Source organism: Myxococcus sp. CA056 (assembly GCF_013336715.1).
GTDB classification, from domain to species: Bacteria; Myxococcota; Myxococcia; order Myxococcales; family Myxococcaceae; genus Myxococcus; species Myxococcus llanfairpwllgwyngyllgogerychwyrndrobwllllantysiliogogogochensis.
This window is the reverse complement of the sequence record NZ_JABUMT010000005.1, coordinates 288648-309265: the sequence shown is the minus strand read 5'-3', so window position 1 is coordinate 309265 and position 20618 is coordinate 288648. Positions and strand designations below refer to the sequence as shown.

The window sequence follows — 20618 nt, the reverse complement described above, 5'->3', positions numbered from 1 at the left end:
GAGACCCCCACCCCATGCTCCTCGCCATCGAGTCCTACTTCCACGATGCCCTGCGCCCCGCCGTCCCCGAGACAGTGGAGGTCGCGACCGGCCCCTCACGAGGACCCGCCGCCGACGCGGAGGCGCTCGTCGAGGTCTATGCCTCCCGACTGAAGCTGGCGCTCCCTGAAGGCGATGACCTGGCGGCGCAACGACAGCCGTCCTATTTCGCCCAGGTGCACCGCTGGGCGGGCAACGGGACGACGAAGGACTTCACGCTCCCCGCGAATGCGCGCGGACAGGTGAGCGAAGTGGAGTCACCGCCCGGGCACCCGCTGCGCAGGGGCGATGACTACACGCTCGAGGACACCACGCTGCGCCTCTATCGCGCGCCCGCCGTGGCCAACGAGGCCGTGGTCGCCTTCCTGCGAGGAGACCGCGCCGACGGCTTCCTGGAGCGGCGCCGGTGCGAGCTGTCGCTGTCCATCCGCGCGTGGGTGAAGGCCCCGGGCAACGCCGCACCCCTGCTCTCTCGTGCGCTGGCCGCGGCATTGGCCGCCTCCGCGGACATGGGGAACCTGGAGGACGAGGACACGTATCCCGACGAGTCGGGCGTGAGGCTGCGTCTGCTCCAGCCCGCGGCGAGCCTCCTGGACATCCAGCGCGCCATGGAGCCCGTGGGTGAGACGTTCTTCAGCCGCGCCCAGGCGAACTTCATCATCCGGGGCGAGTTGGAACAGCTCATCTCACTGGGGACGCCGGAGCTGGAGGGCACCATCCTCGAGGTGCGGCGGGTGACGTAGCCGTCGGAGGCTGGCGCGTGGAGCAACCGCCGTACAACGGCCCGCCCCAGGGAATGCCCGGGCGGGCCGCTCTTGCTCAAGGACCTGCTACTCAGCTTCAGTCGCGTCTACCGCGGGGCAGAAGCGAGCCATACAGGCATCCCAATCCGCGACACATTCATCAGCCGGCCTGTTTTCAAGAAACAGGCAGCGGTTGTAGAGGCGGTCGCACACGCCCCCGCATGCAAGAGCCTCGACCGAGGGGTCCTGTTCCGCGTCAACGCCACCACAGCCCGACAGCAAGCCCACGGTCAGCAGCGCCTTGGTGATAAAGGACTTGATCCGCATGTACGCCTCCTCAAGCGCCTTTCTGGATTGAAAGACATTGCAAGAGTAGCACCTCCTCCCAGGGCCACCCGGTGCGATTCGGCTCCGCACCATCAACAACACATTGCGTCATCTGGTGCTTGCGATTCAGAACCGACCCACCCTCTCGGCCTGCTTTCGAAAGCACGGTGGCGTCGAAAAGTATCAATGCTTGATTCCAACGATCCAGACCCGCGATGACGCACCCTCACCGCTCAGGCCCGCAGGGCACTCAGGATGGCCTCCCGTGAGCCGTGCGTATCGCAGAGTTCGCGAAACTCCTTCCGGTCGGGAACCCGGCGAACGTAGACCTCCTCCGCGACGGGACAGAGGGTGTTGTACCTGGTGGGAAACAACAGCGGCTTCGCGTCAGCACGCTCCTGCCCATCAGCCCCGAAGACCCGGACCTGAGGAGCCTGTTGAAAGCGGGCCTCCACGGTGATGGAGAGGAACCCCATCACCGCCACGACCTTGGTCAGGTCGCGTTCCTTATCGAAGTACACGGGCACCACGCAGCGAGTATCCGCGCTGATATCCGAGTCCCTCCTCCAATCCCGGAGCCAGCGGCGCGTGAGCATGGCCGCGGGCAGGTCTGCTTCGGGAATGAGGCCACATCCGAGTTCCTGTCGGACGATGACATGGGCACCTCGGAAGAGTTGCTCCATCCACACCAGCTCATCCCACAACGACTCTTCCTGGGTCCCCTTGGGCAGGGTGCGCCGCGCTCCGGCCAGGACGTCCGCACCAAGAGACTCCTCGAGTACATGCCGGAGGAAACGATAAGCCTCCGCACGCCGTCGATAGTGCTCCGCGAGGGGCTCGATGCTGAGGCGGGGAGCCACGACGAGCGGGGCTCCCCCTGCGGAAAGGCTCTCGAGTTGCTTGAGCTGCGTCTCCCTCGTCAGCGCGAAGAGCGTCCGGAACTGCGCCTCCAGCTCCGCGCGATATTTCGGGCCCACGATGAGCCGCTCTGACTCGGGCGTTCGCTCTGGGAACAACAGGGGCGCCAGTGCGTGGATCTGATAGTCATACACTCCGGAGTGCGTCCCAGGTGTGGTTTCGATCCGCCCGTCGCGAATCCGCTGGATGAAGTCATCGACGAACGAGTACCCGTCAGGAGGAGATACCTCGCCGAAGAGCTGCTTCACGAGTCGCCCTTCGTGCGAGTCCGATGGAGGAAAGAAGCAATGTGTCAACCCCGCCTCATGGACCGCGGGCTTCGACAGCGGGTTCGTCAACCGCGCCATGAGCCCCAGGTGTCGCTGATAGGTGGACAGCCTCGACGGATCCTCCGTCAGCATCCGCGCAAGCAGCTCCGCGGACTCTGGAGACAACTCCTCCTGGAGAAGACGGCCCTGTTTGAACAAGGCAGTCAATGCATTGTTCCACGTGTAGAAGCCCAGGGGCTTCGACTTGAAGGTATCCGCCTCGAAGGCTTGGCGGCATCGTTTCGCGTGCAGCGTCAAGGTCTTGTTCGACTCCTCGGGAGAGCCCGTCAGCGACAGGGCGGCCTGGAGGAAGGACAAGGTCCCTCGAAGTTCGTCCGATGATTCCTCGGGCCATCGGGGCCGCAGGGCACGCCACACGTCCAGGACGAGCCCGCGCTTTCCAGGCAACCGGGGCGTCCCCTTTTGCACGAGGAGTTCCACGGTGGCGAGGAGCCCGTCATCGAAGCACTTGGACTTGACGGCGAAGGCCTGGGCTGGCGCCCATGCATAGAAAGACGAGATGTCCGAGAGCTTCGCGTACAGGTGAGGGGCGAGCTGTCTGGGCACCACGGAGATGGAGCCCAGGGAGGGGTCCGCCGGGTCAACCGGCCGAGATTCGAGGTCCTTCCTGCCTCGCAACGAGAAGAAAGACTCCTCCTCGGCCACCTCGAGTTCGAGAACCTGGGTCGAGAGGTCGACCTCCACCGAGTCCGAACCCCAGTCGAAGACGTAACGTGACATGTCGTGATGCCTCGAAGGGAAATCCAGACGACCTTCGCTACGTCGAACCCAGCCTCATGAGGACTTCGGCGACTCCATCCGGGTGTTCCTGATGCTCATCGGTGATGGTCTGGAAGCCACACTTTTCGAGGACGCGGATCGACGCGGCGTTGTGGAGAGCGACCCACGCATGAAGCGGCCGGGCGGGCACGAGCGCGAGAAACTCAGAGAGGGCCTGGGTGGCGATGCCTTTGCCCCAGTGCTCGCGCCCCACCCAATAGCCGATGAGGCGCTTTCCATCCTGTTCCCAACTGCCGATGTTCCCAACGACCACGCCACCCACAACGATGGTGCGGTTGACGTTTTCAGGGCAGAGAACATTCGTGCGCCAGTGAGTCATGAACGCGTCGCGCTCCCGCGATGGAAACGCGGCCATGCGCAGCGCTTCCGGGTCGCACTGGTGCTCGAAGAAGATGGGAAGGTCCTCATCCGTGACGATGCGGAGAATCATTCTGAAACAGCTCCGTCCAGTCTGCGCCGCGAGGGACGTCGCGAGGCGAATGGTGGACGGATTCTAGCTTTTTCGGGCATGACGAAGCGCGGGAATCTGGACCGGCGAGACGCCCCAGGACCGCAAGGCACGCAGGAGCCCCATGCCGTTCGCCGAGGTCCCGCACGGACTGCGTCTTCACCCTGGGTTCATTCCACCTGTCGAATCCACTGACGCACGAGCGCCTCGAGCGCCTTGCGCTGGCTCCGTACGGACTCGAGCGTGACGAGACAGCGGTCTTTCGCGAGCCACCGGCAGAGTCCCTCCGGATCGTCGAGCTCGACTCCACTCTTCGCGCTCTGCTTCACCTTCGCGCCGGTGTGGAAGACGAGCTGCACGCGGTCCTCGGAGCGAAGGTGCACGGCCGCGAAGAACTCGGTGGTGCGGAAGCTCGCGGTGTTCCACTTCACCGCCTCGGAGATGGAGGGGTCGACACCGAGGATGAGCGTTCGGACCTGGTCGATGTCCTTGCGCAGCGGGTGCGCTCGCTCGTCGAGGAGCGCGGTGACCTCCTTCGAGCCGTCTTGCGGGGGCGTCACAGCGCGCTTCGCGGCCATGGTCCTGTGTCTCCTCTCCGGTGATTGCGTCCCGGTGTCTACCATGACCGAACCCTGGACCTGGCCGGCATCGAATGCGCGGCTTCCGCCACGTCTACCGCAGGGGAGAAGCGAGCCCTACAGGCATCCCAATCCGCGACGCAGTCCCGTGGGGGCACTTGCGGCTCAAAACCGACCCACCTTTACATCCCAACCATTCCATATACTTTAGAATCGCATCCCATACAGAAACTCCAGCGAGGGGCTATCGTGTTCTTGCGCGCATCGATCATCACTTCAACGTTGATGTTTGGGCTCATGACTCCAACCACCGCCTCGGCATGTAGTGCGCAATGCTCGGGCGGCGCATGTTCAGGGACGAAGTCGTGCACGTGCTCCGCTGACGGAGCAGCGATCTGCTCAGACTTCCCTACCGAGCAGCCGGACCAACCTCAGGGGCCAGGTCTCGCGAAGGGCTCTGGATTTGAAACCGTGGCTGGCAATGCCGACCACTTCGAGAGAGCGCTCGCCGCGAAGCTCGTCAACACTCGCGCCGTCATGGCGCTGACGACGGCGGTGCGTGCGGGTGAGGCCGCGATGCTGCGCTCGGACGAGCCGGCGTACAAAGCAGCGCATGAGCAGGCTCTGAAGGCAGTGCATGCACTCTCGCCGGAGGAACTGCGGACGGTCGAAAGCATCACGACATCGATGCAACTCCGTTGAGCATCCCAGTGAAGGACGCCGCTCCGCACTCGCAGTCGACTTTGCCTTCGACGCTTCCCTGCGATTGAAGGATTGAAGGTCCGCCCCAACACTCCGGGGCGGACCCAAGCGCTACGCGGCCGTCCCGTGCGCACAGCTTGAGCCCCACCTGCTGGCGCGGCTCACTGGGCTACAGGGTTCGCTGCTCACCGCTGGGGCCGAACGCCGTGGGCGCACTCGGTCCCGCTGCCCATCAGGGGCAGTAGGTGCAGTAGAAGAAGCCGGAGTGCGAGGCGTACGGCCCATCCCCCGAGCCTGAACACTCCGTGGTGCAGTCATCGTTCGTATAGCAGGATGCCACCAGCCCCTCCTCGCTGTAGGGGAGCGAGCTGTACCAGGCGCTGTACCGAGGGCGGTAGAGCTGCACACAGGCCTGGGCGGACACCTCCCCAGCGGTGCCTTCCGTGGGCGCGCCTTCCAGGACAGTCGACGGAACGGGCTGCTCCGAGAGCGGCGGGGGCTCCCCGCCACACGCCATCAGGAAGCCCGCGGCCAGCACGGCGAAACCACGCAGGGTGCTCTTCATGGTGACACTCCTTCCAAAGGGAGGCCTGCAGGAGAGCACATTCCCTCGCGGACCTCGGTGCGAGGAAGCGCCCTCCTCCTCAGCCCGAGGCATCACACCCGTCCGGGGCATCCAGGACCCTGTGGATCCCACGTAGTCATTGGGCGCCGCTCTTCGGAGTGGACCGCGCGGCCAGTCCCCTTCCGCCACTTGCGCCAATCACACGCGCAGTCCGCACGAAACATCCCCTTTCAGAACTCCGAGTAAAACACGGGAAACAGATGCGACCTTCCAGCGCGCGCTCCGTTCCATCCCTGCGCGGGCGGACTTACTTGCCATTTGAAGGTCATCTCGCTCCATCTCGACCTTGGTCGAAATGAAGTTGCATCAGTATCAACACTACAAGTATTCCCAGAGCCCCCGGAACTTCCCGGCTGGCGGCACGCGTGCGTGCATGACAAGGATTGGTGGAAACATGGCGTCCCGTCTCGGTGATACGTCTGCGAAGGGTTTGCGTTGGGGTGCGGTGTTTCTCGCCGGGCTGGTGGGCTGTGGCCCCACCACGACGAAGGAGCCCGCGACGAACCAGGAGGAAGTGCGCTCCATCGAGGAGCAGTCCAAGGCACTGACGCCTCCCCCGGGCTGTACCGAAATCACGCTGGGAGAGCTGAGCAACGGCGTGGAGCTGACGCCGGTGAGATACTCGCAGCAGCCGATGTACCGGGGCACGTTCACCAACCCAGCCGCCCCCACCGCCACGAACCTGGCGTACCTCCGGCTGGACGTGAATACCGCGCCCGGGCTGTATGACTTGTCCGTGGGCGGAGGCAACACCTTCACGTGTGATCGCTGCGTGATGGGCTACCAGGACTCCGGTGCGCCGACGGAGAAGTACCTCGTCGCCGACTCCGGGACGATGCTCGTCGCGCTGAAGGTCTCGCCGGACCAGACGATTGGAGCGCTGGCGAACGTGGTGCTCCGCGAGTCCGTGGACGCCGCGCCGCTCAACGCCCCGTACTGGGGCAGCGCCGTGGTGCCGGGCGGCGAGTGCAAGTGGATCCGCTTCGCGACGTGGAACACCGTGCGCCCGGGTGGCTGCGATCCGCGCGAGGGCTCGCTGACGGCGAACCTGCCGGACACCACCTGCGTGCCCACCAACTACGCCGCCAGCGACGGCACGCTGGAGCGCGCGCTGGGCACCAAGACGCACGGCCAGGCGTGCACCACCACCCCGGCGGTGAGCGAGTACGAGCTGGACTCCACGGACTGCGAGCAGGGCTTCACCTGCACGGACCTGCTCTCCGCGAACGCCCAGTGCCTCAAGACGTGTGACTTCATGGCGGCGAACCCGGGCTGCCCCACGGGCACCGTGTGCGGCGTCTACGGCCTGTGCATCGAGCAGTCCGTGCTCCAGCCGCTCGGCTTCGACTTCGACCCCGCGCAGATTGGCGAGCAGTGCAACGTGGGCTACGCGGAGTTCTGCGGCACCGAGGGCGCGCGCGGCGCGTGTCTGGACCTGGCCCGCACGGGCAAGGGCACCTGCTACGCCTATGAGCGCGCGCGCAGCAACTGCGGCCCGGGCGAGGAGCTGGGCTACATGAACTACGGCCGCTCCGGCGGCGGCTTCGACCGCACCTACGGCTTCTGCTACCACGACGGTCGCTAAGGGAAGTGAGCGGGGGCGTTCGCTGTCCGGGTCCCCTCCAGCCCGGGCCGCGGCGCCTCCGCTCAGCTCACCGCGCGCCCACCGATGCGCGAGCCCGCGTCTTCTGGCAACCGCCTGAACAGCGGCCCCGCCAGCGAAGACACCACGCCCACGGCGAGGAACGGCAACAAGAAGCGGTCCGGGGTCAGCGGCAAATCCCCGCTGCCTCGCGCCAGGTGAAGCATGAGCGCGCCCAGGCTGATGCCCACGCTCAGCGCCATCTGCTGCGTCACCACCGCCACCGTGGAGGCCTGACTCATCTTCTCCGGAGGGATGTCCGCGTACGCCACGGCGTTGATGGCGGTGAACTGCAGCGAGCGCACGAAGCCGCTGACCATCAACGTGGCGACGATGAGCGGAATGGGCGTGGAGTTGCGGAAGAACGCCGGGAGCGCCGTCAGCACCGCCGCGGCCAGATTGGAACCGACAAGCGTCGTCCGGAAGCCCAGCCGCTTGATGACCCACGGCGCCACGGGCTTGCAGGACATGGCCCCCAGCCCCGTGCCAATGGTCACCATGCCCGCCTCGAACGGCCCCCACCCCAGGCCCACCTGGAGCATGAGCGGCAAGAGGAACGGCGTCGCCCCCAGGCCCATCCGCACCAGCCCACCGCCCGCCGTGCTGGCCCGGAACGTCGACAGCTTCAGGAGCCGCAGGTCCAACACCGGCTTCTTCATCCGCAGCGCGTGCGCCACGTAGAGCGCGATGGCCCCCACGGCCACCAGCGCCATGCCCATCTGGATGTGCACGGGCACCAGGCCGACGCCCAGCGTCTCCGCCGCGCCAATCGTCAGGATGATGGCCACCGCCGCGATGGCATAGCCCTTCCAGTCGAACGGGCCCGGGTGCGGCTGGGGCAGCTCCGGCACGTAGCGCGACACCGCGAGCATCCCGAGCAGCCCCACGGGGACGTTGATGAAGAAGATCCACGGCCAGTCCGCCACGCCGAGGATGAGGCCCGCCAGCGGCGGACCGATGAGCGGTCCCACCAGCGCCGGCATCGTGAACCAACTCAGCGCCGACACCAGCTTGTCCCGGGGCGCCGAGCCCACCACGATGAGCCGGCCCACCGGCGTCATCAGCGCGCCCCCCAACCCCTGGAGCGTGCGGAAGACGACGAGCTGGGGCAGCGTCCGCGAGAAGCCGCACAACACCGACGCGATGAGGAACACGCCCATCGCCAGCATGAAGACGCGACGAGGACCGAAGCGGTCGGCCACCCAGCCACTCGCGGGCGCGAGCACCGCCAGCGCCAGGATGTAGGACGTCAGCGCGAGCTTGAGGTGGATGGGGTCCGTGTCGAAGGCCACGGACAGCGTCGGTAGCGCGGTGGACAGCGCCGTCGAGTCGACGAACTCCATGAACAGCGCGCTCGCCACCGCGATGGACGCGAGCCGGGAGCCTCTGTTGGCGGACGCGGGCGGCGATCCAGGTGGAGAGGAGCCAGGAGAGTCGGACACCTCTCTTCTATGCACGGGAGCCCACGTGCATGTCACGCTCGACGACACTCCATCCGGGGGCTCCCCTGCCCGCGAAGGAGCCAGGGAGCCGAGCATCGGTGCCCTGGCTCGTCAGGTCGGTCGCTCCAGGCGGCCATCCGCGTGGCGCGCGAAGCGCCCTTCCTCCCGGGCGTGCACCGGGTCGTCACTCTTCCAGGGCCAGCCGCCGAAGCCCGTGCGCTGGTAGTCGCTGAACGCCTGTTGGATCTCCTGGCGGGAGTTCATGACGAAGGGGCCGTGCTGCACCACGGGCTCGTTGATGGGCCGCCCCTGGAGCATCAGCAACTCCGCCTCGTCGGGGCCGTTCTCCAGCACCGCGTCCACGTCGGGGCGCAACTGGAGGACGTGTGAAGCGGGGATGGCGCGGCCTCCCACCTTCAGCGCGGAGCCCTTGAAGAAGTACAGGAAGCGATTGCTCCCGCGCGCGGCGGCGGGCAGCGTCCAGCGCGCCCCCGGCGCCAGCTTGAGCGTCCAGATGGCCACGTCCGAGTCCGCCCGCGCGGCCCAGGACTTCGGCGGCGGCGGCGGGGCCTTCACGTCGCCCAGCGTTCCGGCGACGACGGTGACCTCGGTGGTGCGCCCCGCTTCATCCCTCGCGACGTGCCGGGGGATGACGTGGTCCCACAGCATGGAGAAGTGCGGCGTCACGAGCTTGTCCGCGCTCGGCAGGTTGAGCCAGATCTGGAACAACTCCACCGGATTGGGCTGGTCCTTCTTCAAGAGCGGGAACATCTCCGAGTGCAGCACGCCGCTGCCCGCGGTGAGCCACTGCACATCCCCGCCGCCGAAGCGCGCCGCCGCGCCCAGCGAGTCCGAGTGGTCCAACAGCCCGCTGCGGACGACCGTCACGGTCTCGAAGCCCCGGTGCGGGTGCTGCGGGAAGCCGGGCACCACGGTGCCGTGGTACATGTTCCAGCCGTCCCGACCGTCGAAGTCCTGCCCGAGCTGCCGGCCCGCAAGCGACGCGGTGGGCCCCATCCGCTCGTTGCCCGCCGGGTAGGCGTCCACGTGGTGCACGCAGAACAGGAACGGGTCTGGCGTGGGCCAGGGCATCCCCCTGAGCGGGCTCAGGGCGATGACGGCGGGTTGCTCACTTCCCTGCTGCTGACTCATCCCCTGCTCCTCTGACTTTCCCGTGCTCCGAGAGCAGCTCGCGGCCGATGTGGCCCCCGCCACCGCGAGCACCTTCAGCGCCGCTCTCCGACTGACCTCATCACCCAAGAGCCACCTCACGAATGACGCCGTCTCCAGGCTGTAATCCTGGCATGGACGGGGCGCATCCTTTCATGCCCGGGGCCCGCCCGCCCGCCGAGCCGTCCTCCCCATACACGCCGACCCGGACTTGCCGTAGGGTGCGCCGCCTTGAGCCCCTCCTCGCCCCTTCCCGTGTCCCACGAGCGCGTGCGTGCCATCGACTGGCTGCGCGGCATCGCCGTCCTGTTCATGGTGCAGACGCACTCGCTGGCCCTGCTCACCCCGGAGCTGCGCAAGAGCGCCTGGGTGGGCCGCCTGCTCAAGGTCGATGGCCTGGTCGCCCCCGCGTTCATCTTCTCCGCGGGCTTCGCGCTCGCGCTCGTCATGGTGCGCAGCGCCGCCAGTGGCCAGTTGCGCGAGCGCGTGCCCAAGAACTTCCGCCGCACCTGCGAGGTCCTCCTGGTGGCCTCCCTGGTCAACTGGGCGTGGTTCCCACTGCTGAGCGAGCCCAAGTGGCTCTTGCGCATGGACATCCTCCAGTGCGTGGGCGTGTGTCTGCTCCTCATGCTGCCGGTGGCCGCCGCGCTGGCGCCCCGGCCTCGCGTGCTCGCCGGCGTGAGCCTGACCCTCGCCTTCATCGTCTTCGCCGTGTCGCCCCTGGGCGAACACGTGCCCGAGCCCTGGGCCACGCTGACGAAGAAGTCCTCCTTCGCGCCCTTCCCCCTGCTGCCGTGGATGGGCTTCGCGTGGCTGGGCGCGTTCGCGGGGACACTCGCGGGCGCCTGGGGCCGACGTCCGCTGGCCCTGGCGCTGCTCCTGCTCGTCGCGGTGGGCGCCATCGGCGCGGCGTCGGGCGACTTCCTCTTCCAGCTCTACCCGCACCACCGCTTCTTCGTCGCCAACCCGTCGAACTCCGCGGCGCGCTTCGCGTGGGTGTGCGCCGTGCTGCTCGGATTGATGGGGCTGGAGGCCCGGGTGCCCGCGGGCCATGCGCCCTCACGGCTGCGGCGGTTCATCGAGGTCTTCGGGACCTCGTCGCTCTCCGCCTACTTCTTCCACGAGATGCTGCTGTTCTACCGGCTTGGCGGCGTCTTCTCCTTCCAGCGCTTCTGGGGAGACCGCAGCGGCTGGGGCCAGTACTGGCTGCTCACCGCGGTGCTCATCGTCGCCACATGGCTCTTGTGCCTGGCGTGGGACCGGCTGGAGCACCGGGTGAGAATGGCGCTCCAGTCCCTGAGCAAGAGGCTGCGCCCCGCCGTTCCTCAGTGAGCGTCGGTGGACAGGCGCTCGAACGCGGCGATGACCTCCGGCGGCGCCTGGACCAGCTCGATGAGGACCCCCTCGCCACCGTAGGGGAACTGCTCGTTGCCCTTGGGGTGGACGAAGCAGATGTCGAAGCCCGCGGCGCCCTTGCGGATGCCTCCGGGGGCGAAGCGCAGGCCCTGCTGCTCCAGCCACTTCACCGCGACGGGCAGGTCATCCACCCACAGGCCCACGTGGTTGAGCGGCGTCTCGTGGACCCGGGGCTTGCCCTCCGGGTTGATGGGCTGCATCAGGTCCACCTCCACCTTGAAGGGCCCCGCACCGGCGGTGACGATGTCCTCGTCCACGTTCTCCCGCTCGCTGCGGTAGGTGCCGTGAGGCGTCAAGCCCAGCAGGTCCACCCAGAGTTTGCGGAGCGGGCCCTTGTCGGCGCCGCCGATGGCGATCTGCTGGATGCCCAGGATTCGGAAGGGTCTCGAGGTCTGCATGGGCCCGGAACCTACCGGGAAAAATCGCGGGAATAGACCCATTTGTCAGGTCGTGCGTTTCGATGCGGCGCCTGTTGATTCCGTCCCCCGGAGAACACATGTCCCAGACCTTCCTGAAGCGCCGTTTGAGCCAGTGGGGAAGTGCCCTGCTCGTCGCCTGTGTCCTGCCCGCCTGCATGTCCATGGACGAGCGCCAGACCCTGACGGCCCCTGAAACGCGCTCCACCCCACGGCCCCAGGCCACCGCGAAGCCGGCCCCGCCTCCGAGCGCCGCGCCCCAGGACTTCGCCGCCGCCGAGGGCGACGACGCCAGGGCCACGGCCGAGTCCCCGGCGCCTCGCGAGGACCGGGCCAGGAAGGCGCCGCGAGGCATCGACGCGGAGCTGCGTGACGCGCCCGCTCCCGAGCCCCTCATGGTCGCGCCCGCCACGGGTGCGATGGGCGGCGCGGTGGCCAATGGCGTCATCGGCCGTGCCCAGGGCGCGGAGATGGCGAAGCCGTCCCGGATGGCTCCCAAGAAGCTCGAGGCCAGCGCCCGCCTCACGGAGAAGGACGTGGACGGCTCGGACGCCCACGCGGGTCCGCAGGGCAACAGCTTCGAGGCCTGGAAGCCCAACACCTTCACCGAGACGAGCAAGGACCCGCTGTCCACCTTCGCCGCGGACGTGGACACCGCGTCGTATACAGTGGCCCGCCGCTACCTCCAGAACGGCAACCTGCCGCCCTCCTCCGCCGTGCGCGTCGAGGAGTTCGTCAACTACTTCAAGTACCGCTACGCCCCGCCGGAGACGGGGGCCTTCACCGTGCATCTGGAGGCCGCGCCGTCGCCCTTCGACTCGAAGCGCCACTTCGTGCGCGTGGGCGTGCAGGGCAAGGTCGTCTCGCGCTCGCAGCGCAAGCCGGCGCACCTGGTGTTCCTGGTCGACACCAGCGGCTCCATGGCGTCCCAGGACAAGCTGCCGCTCGCCAAGGAAGCCATCAAGATCGCCGTGAAGAACCTCAACGAGAACGACACGGTGGCCATCGTCACCTACGCGGGCTCCACGCGGGACGTGCTGGCGCCCACGCCGGCCACGGACGTCAAGAGCATCCACGCCGCGCTGGACGCGCTCCAGTCCGGGGGCGGCACCGCCATGGGCTCCGGCATGGAGATGGCCTACAAGCACGCGGTGAAGAAGGCCTCCGGCAAGGTGGTCTCCCGCGTCATTGTCCTCACCGACGGCGACGCCAACATCGGCCCCACGCTGAGCCCGCAGGCGATGCTGGAGAGCATCCACAAGTACGTGGCCGAGGGCGTCACCCTCACCGCCGTGGGCTTCGGCATGGGCAACTACCGCGACGACATGATGGAGAAGCTCGCGGACAAGGGCAACGGCAACTGCTTCTACGTGGACAGCTACAAGGAAGCGAAGAAGGTCTTCGAGACGCAGCTCACCGGCACGCTGGAGGTCATCGCCAAGGACGTGAAGCTCCAGGTGGAGTTCAACCCGCTCGCGGTGCGTCGCTACCGCCTGTTGGGCTACGAGAACCGGGACGTGGCGGACAACGACTTCCGCAACGACAAGGTGGACGCGGGTGAGATTGGCGCGGGCCACAACGTCACCGCGCTGTACGAGGTGGAGCTGGTGAAGGACGCCAAGGAGTCGCTCGCCACCGTGCGTGTGCGTGCCAAGGCGCCCAACGGCACCGAGGCCGCCGAGCAGTCCTTCCCCTTCACGCGCTCCCTGCTGCGCGCGTCGCTGGAGGCCGCCTCGCCCGACTTCCGCTTCGCCGTGGCCGTCGCCTCCACCGCGGACATCCTCCGAGGCAACCCGGCCGCCGAGGGCTGGAGCCTGGCCACCGCGCAGAAGCTCGCCGAGGGCGCCGCCGCTGGAGACGCTGACCGCAACGAGTTCGTGAAGCTGGTGTCGCAGGCTCGCGCCCTGTCCGGCGCGTCCGCCCGCGGCGAGTAAGCAGACCCAAGCAGGTTGCAGGGGGAATGGGGTGGAAGGCCCGGGGGGCGCCTTCCACCCCATTATTTTTCCGGCGAGCCTCCCGGACGCGCTCAGTACGCGACGACGGTGGGCGGCGTGGTGCTGGTGAAGAAGTCCGGGAACGTGGCGATGTAGTGACTACCGCTGCCCGTTTCTCCCCCGATGCGACCCGTCTTGCCTCCGCTCACGGTGAGCGTCGTCCCGTCGGCTTCGAGGAATGGGACTCCCGAGGTGATGTTGCCGGTGCCCAGGTACACGGCCAGCCCTGTCTTCCGGACAACAGTCATCGTCGCCGGGTCGACATGGCTGATGCCAAGCGTGCTGGGAGAGCTGCCACTGACACTCTGCTTCTTCACATAGGTTGCGACCACTCCCTGGTCGTTGGCCACCAGTGACAGGGCGGGGAGGTAGTTGACAGACGTGTCGAGATTGATTTCGGAGGGTGGCAGGTAGCAGAACTCAATCACCTGCCGCCTCAAGACGATTCGATAGTTCGGCGGGAACCCTCCCGTCGACACCGCCGTGAGGATGAGGAGACAGCCGTCGTACGTCACGGAAGTCGCGGCGGCTTCACTCGAGGCGAAGACATCTTCCGTCGCTCCCGGGGAGGGCTCTCCACCACACGCGGAAAGGACCACCGCCACACAAAGACAGACAGCGCGCCTGAAGAACTTCATGACGTGACGACCCCCTGTTCGTTTGAAAGCGGCGACACGCTAACAGCCCTGCAAGTCATTGCAGCGACATTTCCGTGAGTGTGGGGTGGGCACGGCGCGGACACGTTGCGGTATCCTTCGGGCCGTATGCGCCCATCCCACCTGCCCTCCCGCCTCCTGCTCGTTCCCATGGCCACCCTCTTCCTCGCGTGTGGAGGATGCGGTGATGACCCCAGCGGAGGAGGCGTCCCCCTGGGTGAGGAGCAGAAGGGCATCGCCACGTACTACGACGCCACCGGCGCGGGGAACTGCAGCTACGACGCCAGCCCGGATGACTTGATGGTCGCGGCGATGAACACCCCGCAGTACGCGAACAGCGCGGCATGTGGCCAGTGCGTGGACATCAAGGGGCCCAGCGGCAACGTGCGGGTGCGAATCGTGGACAGGTGCCCGGAGTGCGAGGCCGGTCACCTGGACCTCAGCCGGCAGGCCTTCGCGAAGATCGCCGAGATGCGCCTGGGCCGCGTGGACATCACCTGGAAGGTGGTCTCCTGCGACGTGGCCGGCGGCCTGGAGTACCACTTCAAGAACGGCAGCAACCCGTGGTGGACCGCCATCCAGGTGCGCAACCACCGGGTGCCCATCTCCAAGCTGGAGTGGCGTCGCGGCGACGGCGCGTGGAAGGACGTCCCGCGCGAGGACTACAACTACTTCGTCAACGGCGACGGCATGGGCGAAGGCTCCTTCACCGTGCGCGTGACGTCGACCACCGGCGAGCAGGTGGAGGACACCCTGCCCCGCGTGCTGGACAACGACACCTTCGAGGGCTCCGCCCAGTTCCGCTGACGCGGGGCCGCTTTCGCACCGGCCGAGGCTCGACACACCATCGAGCCCCGGCCGCGAAAGCTCCGAGCGACTACCGACGCAGCATGGAGCGCAGCAGCTCCAGCGCCTCGGTGACGTTCTGCCAGACCTGGAGCGACTTGACGTTCTCACCCTCGCCCTGCACGGCGCGACGGGAAGCCCGCTCCAGAGGCAGCAGCACGCCCTCCACCAGCTCTATCTGCCGGCTCAGCTCCGCCGGAGACGGCCCTGCCACGGCGGCCCGCTGGAGCGCCTCCGCCGGCATCTGCGCGGACACGTTCACCGGTCGGTCCGCGAGCGCGGAGAGCGCCCTGGAGAGCTGCTCCATGTACGGCCCGAAGTCCTGGGCCGGAGCCTGCTGCACCACGGGCGCCTGGGCGGACGTCGCCACCCGTTCAGTCAGCGCCTTGAGGAGCTGCGCCATGTGCTTGAGGTATGGCGCCAGGTCCGTCGCCGGCGCGGGCGCGGCCACCGGCAGAGGCGGCGGACTGTCCTTCGCCTCGCGTCCCACCTTCGCCACTTCCAGCACCGCGTCGCGCAGGGCCTCCAGGTAGGGCAGCGCCTCGGCCGTCGGGTCCTCGTTCCGGTCCGCGGAGGCCTGCTGCACCTGGGTGGCCGCGTTCGCCACCGCATCGCGCACCGCGCCGAGCTGCTCTTCGATTCCACTGAGCTGACCGGTGACGCGCGCCACGGGGTCGTCCTCCTTGCCCCCCATGCGCTTGACGCGCGCGAAGCCCTGCTTGATGTCCTCCCACCGCTTCGCCTTCTCCGGCGTCAGGCGGCCACGCATCTCCGCCAGCTTGAGCAGGTTCTGCTCCGCCGCCGTGGTGAGCGTCTGGGATTCGCCCTGGTAGTGGTCGTCGACGAGCCGCTCCAACTCCGCGTCCGTCATGGCCGCGACCAGCTTCTCCGACAGCTTGTTCATGTTGCGGTAGGAGCCCTGGAGCTTGAAGGCGGGCTCCGCGCGGAAGCGCTCGTCCTGCGCCGCCGAGGCGATGTACTGCATGTTCACCTTCAGCAGCACCGACTGCACCCGGAACATCCGCTGGAAGATGGCGATGATCTCCTGCAGCTCCGCCGCCGCGTAGCCGTGCTTCAGCTCGCCCGCGGGCACCTCCTCGCCCTGCGCCATGCGAAGCAGTCGGTGCGTGTCCGCCGCGTCGCGAGTGGCCAGCGGCGCCGTCACCGGGTTGGAGGTCAGCGCGTTCTCCAGATAGCTCAGCGCGAACAGGTGCTCCTTGCCGTCGAGAATCTCACCCAGGTTGTAGGTGTCCGCGCGGTTGGCGAGCATGTCCGGAATGCGGAAGCGCTCCCCCGTCTCCGTGTAGGGATTGCCGGCCATGACCACGCAGAACTTCTTGCCGCGCAAGTCATAGGTGCGCGTCCGGCCGTTCCACACGCCCTCCACGCGGCGCTGGCCGTCGCAGAGCGAGATGAACTTCTGGAGCAGCTCCGGGTCCGTGTGCTGGATGTCGTCGAGGTAGAGCATCACGTTGTTGCCCATCTCGAAGGACAGGTTGATGCGCTCGACCTCCTGCCGCGACGTGGCGTTGGGCGCCTCCGCCGGGTCCAACGACTTCACCGAGTGGCCCAGCGCGGGGCCGTTCACCTTGACGAAGGTGAGGCCCAGCCGGCTCGCCACGTACTCCATCAACGTCGTCTTGCCGTAGCCCGGCGGAGACATGAGCAGCAGCATGCCCATGCGGTCCGTGCGCTTGCCCTCGCCCGCCGCGCCGAGCTGCTTGGCGAGGTTGGCGCCGATGAGCGGCAGGTACACCTCGTCGATGAGGCGGTTGCGCACGAACGACGACAGCACCTTCGGCGTCAGCTCCTCCAGGCGCAGCTTGCGGCGCTCGCGCTCCAGCAAGTCCCGCAGCAGTCCACGGTACGTCTGGTATTGCGGCACGCGGAGCTGACGGAACTCGCCCAGCCGCGCCAGGAACTCGTCCAGGCGCAAGGACAGCTTCCGGTCGTGCACGCGCGGGTGACTGCCCAGAAGCCCCGTCACCTCGGCCGCCGTCAGAGCGCCCGCGGGCTCGCGGTCCAACTTGCGCTCGGTGAGCAGCAGCACCGCCGTCTCCAATGCGAAGTAGCCCGCGTCACCGGGGCCCCCGTCGCGCTGGGCCAGATACGCCTCCACCCACGCCTTGGCGATGAGCAGCCGCGAGGACAGGTCCTTCTCCAGTCCGCGCAGATCCTCCTCGAAGGCGGTCCGGGTGCCCTGACGCTCCAACTGCGCCAGGAACGCGTCCCGCAGCACCACCGCCTCGCCGCTCGTGGTGAAGCGAGGGCGATCCACCGCCAGCTCCTCCACGAGGTAACGTCCCGCCTGACGAGCCTCCGCAGGCGAGTGCGCAAGCCCCTGCGCCTTGAGGAACGCCTCCACGGCCTCCCCCAACGCGAGCCCCAGCTCGGACAGGCTTCCGACCGAGGAGAACGTCTGACGCAGCCGAGCGAGGCTCCGCGCCCGACGGTGCAACAGCGTCCGCGCGCCCTCGTCGGAGTCGAAGGCCCAATACAGCGAGGCCCACGCGCGAGGCACCGGCGCGAAGCGCAAGAGGCCCGCGCCCTGGTGCAGCGTCAGCAGCTTCTCCAGCACCGCCGCCGCGTCCACGTCATGCACGCCGCGCTCGTAGCCTTCATCGAAGCGGTCCGCCGCGTAGGTGCGCACCCGCTCCAGCAGCGTGCCGGCGATCACCGCCTCATGCAGCGCGGACAGCGTCAGCCCGCCCTTGCCGTCCTCCGCGTCGGAGAGGATGCAGGAGGCCAGGTACTCCACGCGGTACACGTCCCGCGTCTCGGAGACCAGGTGCTGCTCCCAGAGGCCCTGGTGCTTGAGCAGCTCCGGGTCTTCCAACTTCTGCGCGTAGTCGGAGCCGGTGAGCTGGAGATAGAGCGCGCCGTCTCTCGGAACCAACGTCAGGTCCAACGGCTGCGTGTTGACGTTGAAGCGGTAGGTGCCCAGCTTGATGAGCGAATCGCCGTCCGCGAACAGGTCCTGCTTGTCGCGCAGGGCCCGCAGCGCGTCCTGCTTGGAGGACTTGAGCCGCGACAGCACCTCGTCCGAGCGCACGCTGTCCTGGAGTCCCAGGAGCTGCTCGGAGAGCTGCCGCAGCTTGAGGATCATCGCGTCGGTGGCGAAGTACCCGTTGAGCTCGTCGTCCGACTTGAACGACTTGGAGCGGCGCTGCACGCCCTGGAGGATTCGCTCCGCGGCGCCGAAGAGGCTCTGGGCCCGGCGCTGCCGCTCATCCACCAGCGTCTGCTTGCGAGCGCCGAACGCCTCCAGCAGCTCCTCGCGCTTCTGGGTGATCTGCCCCAGGAACTCGTCGAACTCACCGAAGCGCCCTTCCAGCTCCTCCAACTGCACCGTGAGACGCGACAGCCCCTCGTCGCACTTCTCCGGCAGGTCCGCCTGGGCCAGCGCGTTCTCGATGGCCTGCCCCAGCAGCTTGAACTGGGCGCCGAACTCCGCGCGCTTCTCCCGGCTGGACAGCTCCTTGCGCTTGGCCGCGAGGCTCGCGCGCACGCGGTTGAGCCGGCCGAACAGCTCGGAGATGCCCTCCAGGATGCGGGCGCGGGCCAGCGGGTCTCCCACCTGGAGCCCACCCACGACTTCACCCAGGACCGTGAGGCCCTGGGCCGTCTTCTCGATGTCCTCGCCCAGCGGCGCCAGCTCCACCGTCGTCTTCACCGGCTCCAGCTTCGCGAGCAGTTCGTCCAGGCGCGCGGCCAGGGGCTGAAGCGCCTCTCCCTTCTGGAGGAAGTCCACGCAGCCGGAGCTGGTGTTGTCGGACGCCTCCACCACCGCCTTCTCCAGGGCATCCACGCGCCCCAGGTCCATGTAGCGGATGTCCTTCAGCGTGATGAGGTGCCCGCGCTGCTGACGCAACTCCGCCAGCACGTGCATGAACTCCTCGGCCGAGGTGAGCAGCTCCGGCTGCACGCGTCCCAGCAACTTCGTCTGCGCCTTCTCCGCCTCGGCCAGCGACTCGGACGCGCGCTTCTGGAGGGCGAGCACCTTCTCGAACTCATCGATGATGAGCTCGGACGTGCGGCGCAACAGCTCCACGGGCTCCTGCAGGCCCGTCTCCGCGTGGCCCAGCCAGTAGTACGCATCCAGCGCGCGCGTGGCGGCGGCGACCAGGTCCTCGTACGTGCGGCGGTTGGGCTTGTCCGTCTTCGCGATGCGCTGGAGCGTCAGCGAGTCGGAGATGCCTCGCACCAGCTCCGCGTTGCCCACCTTGCCCAGATAGCCGGGCGCCGTGGGTGCCGCCGCCGCGTGCTCATCCGACACGAAGGGCGTCTGCCACACCTGCATCGGGTGAACACGCGTGGGCTCCTGCGACGTCTCGCGGAACACCACCAGCCCGCCGTCCGCGAAGAGGCTGTAGCCATTGCACACCAGCGGGTTCTGCACCTCCTTGCGCACCAGGTTGTACGGGAAGAGCAGGTACCGGCCCTCCTCGCGCTGGTGGAAGATGTAGAGGACGTCTTCGCCGTTGGGCGAGCGGATGACGTGCTTGAACTCCATCCCCGAGCCGGTGGCGTCACCGTCGAAGACCTTGTAGTCGCCCGTCTGGAGGTAATAGCCCCCGGGGAAGATGATGCCCTGGTCCTCGGGCAGTCGGATGCAGGCCTGACCGATGGCGTCGATTCGCACCACGTGCTGCGTGCGCGAGTTGAACACCAGGTAGCGCCAGGCCTTCTCGCGGAAGGGCAGCACCCGGATGAGGATGAGCGTCCCCACCCGGGCCCAGGCGAACCGCGCGTCGTCCAGCGACTGGTTCGCGTCCTCCACCGGCTCGCTGTAGATGCCCAGGCCGGACGAGGTGTTGTTCTCCACCTTGACGGTGAGGTCGCCCTTCACCGTCTCCACGAACACCTGATCCAACACGTTGACGTGCGGGTGCTGGCCCAGCACGTAGTTCTCGCGCGTGGCCACCGTCCACTCGAAGTCGTGGGACGGGGGGAAGACGTGGTCCTTCTCGCCCTGGTTGTCCAGGTAGGTGGCGCGGCCCTCGGTGTCCAGGTTGAAGCGGAACACCTTGAGGTCTCGCGCCGTCTGGCCCGTCTGGAAGATGGCCAGGAGCCGCGCGTCCTTGCGCCTCAGCTGCAGGAGCTTCGCGTCCTTGTAGTACCGGTACAGCTCGCTGAAGTCCTTGACGAAGCGCGGGTCGGCCAGGAACCCGCCGGCTTCCGTGTGGGGCACGGCGGACAAATCAAACCCGTCGGCCGTCTTCTCGAACCGGTGCAGCGAGAAGACATCCGCGACGGACGTCTCCTTCTTCAACCCGATGAAGACGTTGTAGCCAAAGAGCAGGTACTTGCCGACGCTGACGATGTCGCGCGCCACGCAGTTGTTCTCGGTGCGCACCCTCTCGTTGCCGGTGACCGCCAGCTCCGAGCCGCCGAAGAACGCCTTGCGCCGCGCATTGAGGTCGTTCGCCTTCGCGCCCAGCACGTCCGCCTGTGCCAGCAGGCGCGTCCGGATGACCTCGTAGCTGCCCCCCTCAAGCGCCGCCTCGCCCGTGGGCGCCGCGCCCTTGCCACCGTCAGTTGCCATGA

16 protein-coding genes are annotated in these 20618 nt (G+C 67.6%); 6 read left to right on the top strand and 10 right to left on the bottom strand.

Annotated elements, in window-relative coordinates; translation table 11 throughout:
• Positions 1 to 14 precede the first annotated feature (14 nt).
• Positions 15 to 782, top strand: coding sequence for a hypothetical protein (locus tag HUA76_RS23520; protein ID WP_174462129.1), 768 nt, complete (start codon positions 15 to 17; stop codon positions 780 to 782).
• 87 nt (positions 783 to 869) lie between these two features.
• Here HUA76_RS23520 and HUA76_RS23515 read toward each other — a convergent pair whose 3' ends face one another.
• The 4 genes from HUA76_RS23515 to HUA76_RS23500 form a co-directional block, all read right to left on the bottom strand.
• Positions 870 to 1109 carry a hypothetical protein gene (locus HUA76_RS23515; protein WP_174462128.1) on the bottom strand — a complete coding sequence of 80 codons (240 nt, stop codon included), beginning with the start codon at positions 1107 to 1109 and terminating at the stop codon, positions 870 to 872.
• A gap of 233 nt (positions 1110 to 1342) precedes the next feature.
• The gene (locus HUA76_RS23510; RefSeq protein ID WP_174462127.1) at positions 1343 to 3076 is read right to left on the bottom strand and encodes a hypothetical protein; all 1734 of its coding nucleotides are present in this window, start codon (positions 3074 to 3076) and stop codon (positions 1343 to 1345) included.
• A 37-nt stretch (positions 3077 to 3113) separates the two neighbouring features.
• Positions 3114 to 3566, bottom strand: a complete 453-nt coding sequence (locus HUA76_RS23505) for a GNAT family N-acetyltransferase (RefSeq protein WP_174462126.1) — start codon at positions 3564 to 3566, stop codon at positions 3114 to 3116.
• A 188-nt stretch (positions 3567 to 3754) separates the two neighbouring features.
• Positions 3755 to 4162 carry a DUF1801 domain-containing protein gene (locus HUA76_RS23500; protein WP_174462125.1) on the bottom strand — a complete coding sequence of 136 codons (408 nt, stop codon included), beginning with the start codon at positions 4160 to 4162 and terminating at the stop codon, positions 3755 to 3757.
• Between the two features lie 471 nt (positions 4163 to 4633).
• On the opposite strand from HUA76_RS23500, the gene HUA76_RS23495 reads away from it, so the two are divergent.
• Positions 4634 to 4864: a hypothetical protein gene (locus tag HUA76_RS23495; RefSeq protein ID WP_174462124.1), complete on the top strand. Its 231-nt coding sequence runs from the start codon at positions 4634 to 4636 to the stop codon at positions 4862 to 4864.
• A gap of 232 nt (positions 4865 to 5096) precedes the next feature.
• On the opposite strand, the gene HUA76_RS23490 is transcribed toward HUA76_RS23495, so the two are convergent.
• Positions 5097 to 5429, bottom strand: coding sequence for a hypothetical protein (locus HUA76_RS23490; RefSeq protein WP_174462123.1), 333 nt, complete (start codon positions 5427 to 5429; stop codon positions 5097 to 5099).
• Between the two features lie 454 nt (positions 5430 to 5883).
• On the opposite strand from HUA76_RS23490, the gene HUA76_RS23485 reads away from it, so the two are divergent.
• Entirely contained in the window at positions 5884 to 7074 is a 1191-nt protein-coding gene (locus HUA76_RS23485; protein ID WP_174462122.1) for a hypothetical protein, read from the top strand.
• A 62-nt stretch (positions 7075 to 7136) separates the two neighbouring features.
• Here the strand turns inward: HUA76_RS23485 and HUA76_RS23480 are convergent, their stop codons facing one another.
• Together HUA76_RS23480 and HUA76_RS23475 are read right to left on the bottom strand one after the other, a co-directional pair.
• Entirely contained in the window at positions 7137 to 8492 is a 1356-nt protein-coding gene (locus HUA76_RS23480; protein ID WP_371817259.1) for an MFS transporter, read from the bottom strand.
• Positions 8493 to 8684: 192 nt separating this feature from the next.
• Positions 8685 to 9725 carry a pirin family protein gene (locus HUA76_RS23475; protein WP_174462121.1) on the bottom strand — a complete coding sequence of 347 codons (1041 nt, stop codon included), beginning with the start codon at positions 9723 to 9725 and terminating at the stop codon, positions 8685 to 8687.
• A gap of 249 nt (positions 9726 to 9974) precedes the next feature.
• Between HUA76_RS23475 and HUA76_RS23470 the strand changes: the two genes are divergently transcribed.
• Positions 9975 to 11075 carry a heparan-alpha-glucosaminide N-acetyltransferase domain-containing protein gene (locus HUA76_RS23470; protein ID WP_174462120.1) on the top strand — a complete coding sequence of 367 codons (1101 nt, stop codon included), beginning with the start codon at positions 9975 to 9977 and terminating at the stop codon, positions 11073 to 11075.
• Here HUA76_RS23470 and HUA76_RS23465 read toward each other — a convergent pair.
• Positions 11069 to 11557: a VOC family protein gene (locus HUA76_RS23465; RefSeq protein WP_174455361.1), complete on the bottom strand. Its 489-nt coding sequence runs from the start codon at positions 11555 to 11557 to the stop codon at positions 11069 to 11071. The two genes, HUA76_RS23470 and HUA76_RS23465, sit on opposite strands and share 7 nt — an antisense overlap.
• 98 nt (positions 11558 to 11655) lie before the next feature.
• Between HUA76_RS23465 and HUA76_RS23460 the strand changes: the two genes are divergently transcribed.
• Positions 11656 to 13509, top strand: a complete 1854-nt coding sequence (locus HUA76_RS23460; RefSeq protein ID WP_174462119.1) for a von Willebrand factor type A domain-containing protein — start codon at positions 11656 to 11658, stop codon at positions 13507 to 13509.
• A 92-nt stretch (positions 13510 to 13601) separates the two neighbouring features.
• On the opposite strand, the gene HUA76_RS23455 is transcribed toward HUA76_RS23460, so the two are convergent.
• Positions 13602 to 14207, bottom strand: coding sequence for a hypothetical protein (locus tag HUA76_RS23455; RefSeq protein ID WP_217440069.1), 606 nt, complete (start codon positions 14205 to 14207; stop codon positions 13602 to 13604).
• A gap of 126 nt (positions 14208 to 14333) precedes the next feature.
• Here HUA76_RS23455 and HUA76_RS23450 point away from each other — a divergent pair, with 126 nt between their 5' ends.
• The gene (locus tag HUA76_RS23450) at positions 14334 to 15032 is read left to right on the top strand and encodes an expansin EXLX1 family cellulose-binding protein (RefSeq protein WP_174462118.1); all 699 of its coding nucleotides are present in this window, start codon (positions 14334 to 14336) and stop codon (positions 15030 to 15032) included.
• Positions 15033 to 15102: 70 nt separating this feature from the next.
• Here HUA76_RS23450 and HUA76_RS23445 read toward each other — a convergent pair whose 3' ends face one another.
• A complete protein-coding gene (locus HUA76_RS23445; protein ID WP_174462117.1) occupies positions 15103 to 20616 on the bottom strand; it encodes a DNA repair ATPase in 5514 nt (1837 codons plus the stop codon).
• Positions 20617 to 20618: the final 2 nt, after the last annotated feature.

What these genes read in the sequence shown, in the direction of transcription:
- HUA76_RS23520 (WP_174462129.1), top strand. Translation starts at nt 15, where the DNA reads ATGCTCCTCGCCATCGAGTCCTACTTCCACGATGCCCTGCGCCCCGCC.
- HUA76_RS23515 (WP_174462128.1), bottom strand. Translation starts at nt 1,109, where the DNA reads ATGCGGATCAAGTCCTTTATCACCAAGGCGCTGCTGACCGTGGGCTTG.
- HUA76_RS23510 (WP_174462127.1), bottom strand. Translation starts at nt 3,076, where the DNA reads ATGTCACGTTACGTCTTCGACTGGGGTTCGGACTCGGTGGAGGTCGAC.
- HUA76_RS23505 (WP_174462126.1), bottom strand. Translation starts at nt 3,566, where the DNA reads ATGATTCTCCGCATCGTCACGGATGAGGACCTTCCCATCTTCTTCGAG.
- HUA76_RS23500 (WP_174462125.1), bottom strand. Translation starts at nt 4,162, where the DNA reads ATGGCCGCGAAGCGCGCTGTGACGCCCCCGCAAGACGGCTCGAAGGAG.
- HUA76_RS23490 (WP_174462123.1), bottom strand. Translation starts at nt 5,429, where the DNA reads ATGAAGAGCACCCTGCGTGGTTTCGCCGTGCTGGCCGCGGGCTTCCTG.
- HUA76_RS23485 (WP_174462122.1), top strand. Translation starts at nt 5,884, where the DNA reads ATGGCGTCCCGTCTCGGTGATACGTCTGCGAAGGGTTTGCGTTGGGGT.
- HUA76_RS23475 (WP_174462121.1), bottom strand. Translation starts at nt 9,725, where the DNA reads ATGAGTCAGCAGCAGGGAAGTGAGCAACCCGCCGTCATCGCCCTGAGC.
- HUA76_RS23465 (WP_174455361.1), bottom strand. Translation starts at nt 11,557, where the DNA reads ATGCAGACCTCGAGACCCTTCCGAATCCTGGGCATCCAGCAGATCGCC.
- HUA76_RS23460 (WP_174462119.1), top strand. Translation starts at nt 11,656, where the DNA reads ATGTCCCAGACCTTCCTGAAGCGCCGTTTGAGCCAGTGGGGAAGTGCC.
- HUA76_RS23455 (WP_217440069.1), bottom strand. Translation starts at nt 14,207, where the DNA reads ATGAAGTTCTTCAGGCGCGCTGTCTGTCTTTGTGTGGCGGTGGTCCTT.
- HUA76_RS23450 (WP_174462118.1), top strand. Translation starts at nt 14,334, where the DNA reads ATGCGCCCATCCCACCTGCCCTCCCGCCTCCTGCTCGTTCCCATGGCC.
- HUA76_RS23445 (WP_174462117.1), bottom strand. Translation starts at nt 20,616, where the DNA reads ATGGCAACTGACGGTGGCAAGGGCGCGGCGCCCACGGGCGAGGCGGCG.